This is a genomic window from Kribbella albertanoniae, from assembly GCF_004348455.1.
Taxonomy (GTDB): Bacteria; Actinomycetota; Actinomycetes; order Propionibacteriales; family Kribbellaceae; genus Kribbella; species Kribbella albertanoniae.
On sequence record NZ_SMKA01000479.1, the window covers coordinates 1 to 2,571 of the forward strand.

The 2,571-nt window shown below is 67.0% G+C and carries 6 protein-coding genes; all 6 read left to right on the forward strand.

All coding sequences use genetic code 11. The annotated features are described in order from the left end of the window. Positions 1 to 193 (forward strand): hypothetical protein (locus E1261_RS45760; RefSeq protein ID WP_238176845.1); only part of this gene is annotated, 193 nt, incomplete at its 5' end. After that, positions 190 to 495: a hypothetical protein gene (locus tag E1261_RS44260; protein WP_132416293.1), complete on the forward strand. Its 306-nt coding sequence runs from the start codon at positions 190 to 192 to the stop codon at positions 493 to 495. The genes E1261_RS45760 and E1261_RS44260, both read left to right, overlap by 4 nt. Beyond that, a complete protein-coding gene (locus E1261_RS44265; RefSeq protein WP_132416295.1) occupies positions 488 to 994 on the forward strand; it encodes a hypothetical protein in 507 nt (168 codons plus the stop codon). The genes E1261_RS44260 and E1261_RS44265 overlap by 8 nt, the downstream gene beginning before the upstream one ends. Continuing rightward, positions 978 to 1,493, forward strand: coding sequence for a hypothetical protein (locus E1261_RS44270; protein WP_132416297.1), 516 nt, complete (start codon positions 978 to 980; stop codon positions 1,491 to 1,493). Before E1261_RS44265 ends, E1261_RS44270 begins: the two co-directional genes overlap by 17 nt. Beyond that, positions 1,477 to 1,962: a hypothetical protein gene (locus E1261_RS44275; RefSeq protein WP_132416299.1), complete on the forward strand. Its 486-nt coding sequence runs from the start codon at positions 1,477 to 1,479 to the stop codon at positions 1,960 to 1,962. Before E1261_RS44270 ends, E1261_RS44275 begins: the two co-directional genes overlap by 17 nt. Then, positions 1,962 to 2,450, forward strand: coding sequence for a PH domain-containing protein (locus tag E1261_RS44280; protein WP_132416301.1), 489 nt, complete (start codon positions 1,962 to 1,964; stop codon positions 2,448 to 2,450). The genes E1261_RS44275 and E1261_RS44280 overlap by 1 nt, the downstream gene beginning before the upstream one ends. Positions 2,451 to 2,571: the final 121 nt, after the last annotated feature.

A 2,571-nucleotide genomic window follows, 5' to 3' on the forward strand; every position in this document is an offset into this window, starting at 1 on the left:
GGGTATGGGGACGATGGGTGAGGCCTCGGCGGCGGTGTGGGCGGACGAGTACCGGCGGGTCAGCCGGGTCGAGTTCACGCGCCGGGAGACGCCGTACCGGCGGGAGATGGTGGTGCTGCAGTTCTCGGGGGCGATTCTGATTTTCCTGAATGCGTTCGTGGTGCCGGACCGTTGTGGTTGTTCCTGGTCATGATGGTTGCGTTCGGGCGGACTGCGTGGGTAGTGGCCCAGCTGTTTGGCAATCGGCTGTTGCTGCTCGTGGATGCCAACGGGATCCGGTACCGCGACACCCGGCTGGAGTGGGGGCAGATCGGAGCGATCGGCGTACCTCATAAGAAGACTCTCAAGATCATCCCCGCAGCCGGCAAGGCGCGACCGTTGATGATCAGGCATTGGGCGGTGCGCGATCTGCCCGCGCTCGCCGGGTGGCTCGAGGATGTGCTGAAACAACACCGCGCGAACCTGCAGGGGGATTCACATGCCGACCATGGGTGAACGGCCGCCGGCCGACTGGACCGCGGAGTACGAGCGGACCGGGCGGGTCGAGTTTCCCTTGCGGAGACTGGCTTTCGGTGTTCGGAGCACGCCTGTCTTCCTGATCCTGGTTCCGCTCATTGTCCTGTCCGCGACCTCGATCGGGAACAGCAACGCTGTCGTGAAGCTCGCGATGGTGCTCGCCGGCCTGGGGTTCCTGTTCGGCGTCAGCGGGGTCAGCTGGCAGCTGATCACCCGTAAGCCGTACCTGATCGTGGACGCGGACGGCATCCAGCTGGGCCGCCGGGCGATTCTGTGGCCGGGCTTTGCGATGGCCCGGCTCCCGGCCGGGCGGCGCGGCAACCGGTACGTCGCCCTCAAGCCGGTCGACGCCCGCGGGCTCGAGATCCGCGTCTCGCAGGCGAGTGTCCAGGACCTCGACGCGTTCACGCACTGGCTCAACGCGCTCCGCGACAGCCGCCGTACAGCCGAAGGAGACGCACGTGCCGACCATGGGTGAGCTGGGCCCGGCGGAGTGGACCGCGGAGTTGCAGCGGAGCGGACGGGTGGTGTTCCAGTTGCGGAGGCGGCCGGTGGCGTTGCGTGCGGCGGTCATCCTGCTGCTCCTGGCGCCGTCGAATGTGTTCAATATCGGCGAGTTCGCGGACGAATCCACGGTGGGGCGGATCTTCGATGTGTTCGGCTGGGCCGTGTATGCGTTCATTCTCGGCGGAATCACCTGGCAACTGGTGACCCGGCGGCCGATCGTGGTCGTCGATGGCGAAGGCATTCGCAGTGGTAGCAGGTTCATGCCGTGGGACGCTGTCGGCAAGGCTGGCATCCCCCACGGCGCGCGGATCTTCAGCAGTCTGCCGGTGCTCCCCGCGGATGTGTGGGCCAAGGAGATTCGCATCCTCCGGGACAACGTCCGCGACCTGACCGCCTTCTCCGCCTGGCTGAACGACCTGCGACCACAGCGCCGCCGTACCGAAGAGGAACCACATGCCGACCACGGGTGATCAGACCGCCGACGTCTGGGACGCCGAGTACCGCAGCGCCGGCCAAGTGGTCTTCCCGGTACGGCGTTCGCCTGCCGTCCTGCGGGTGGTTCTGATCGGCGTGCTGACGGTGTTGCAGATCGCCAGCATGGCCACGAGTGATCAGGCAGTCGCCTGGTGGGTGATCGACTGGCTGATCCTGACGATGGCCACGACCGCCCTCACGTACTGCCTCTGGCAGCTCGCCACTCGTCGACCGAAGGTGGTCGTCGACCGGGAAGGCATCCGGAAGGGCCGGAAGCTGATCACGTGGTCGACCATCACCACCCTCGACTTCTCCGCCTCCGCCACTGGACTGCGGATCCGGTCCGAGGCACCGCCGAAGCGGATCTTCATCCCGCGGGACAACGTCCGCGACCTCGCCATGGGCCGCGCCTGGCTCCAGCACCTGCTCGAATTCCACCGCAACTCCGGGAGCCAGCAGTGGTGATGGGAGACACCGGCGCCGAACACTGGGACGCCGAATACCGCCGTACCGGCCGCGTCGTCTTCCCCCGCCGCCGGCAAGCGCTCTATAGCCGACCGGTCCTGCTCTCGTGGGTCGTCGTCATCGTGCCGACGATTGGAACTGTCAACGACCTGGACACCCGCGGCGGCACCTGGTACTACATCCGCGCGGTCTGCGCCGTCATCCTGCTCGCCGGGGCTGTCACCACCACCGTTCACATCCTTCGCGGCGCCCCCGCTCTGATCGTCGACACCACCGGCATCCACCTCGGCACGCGCTTCGTCCCCTGGTCCGCCGTCACCACCATCGGCACCCCGGTCAGCTCCTTCTTCAGCGACCGCCTCCCGATCCACCTGACCGACGAAGACGGCGACGAAGACGAGCTCGAGATCCCCCGCGACAACGTCGACGACCTCCCCTCCCTGGCCGCCTGGCTGAACCACCTCCACACCGAACGCCAAGTCAGCTAAGCGGGCTGCGGATCAGCTGAGGCCGAGGCGTTTGGACAGGCGGGGGCCTCGTTTGATTTTGATGTCGCCGAGGATGGCGGTGCCGCGGATGTGGAAGGTTTTGGGGCGGTGGGGGGTGTTC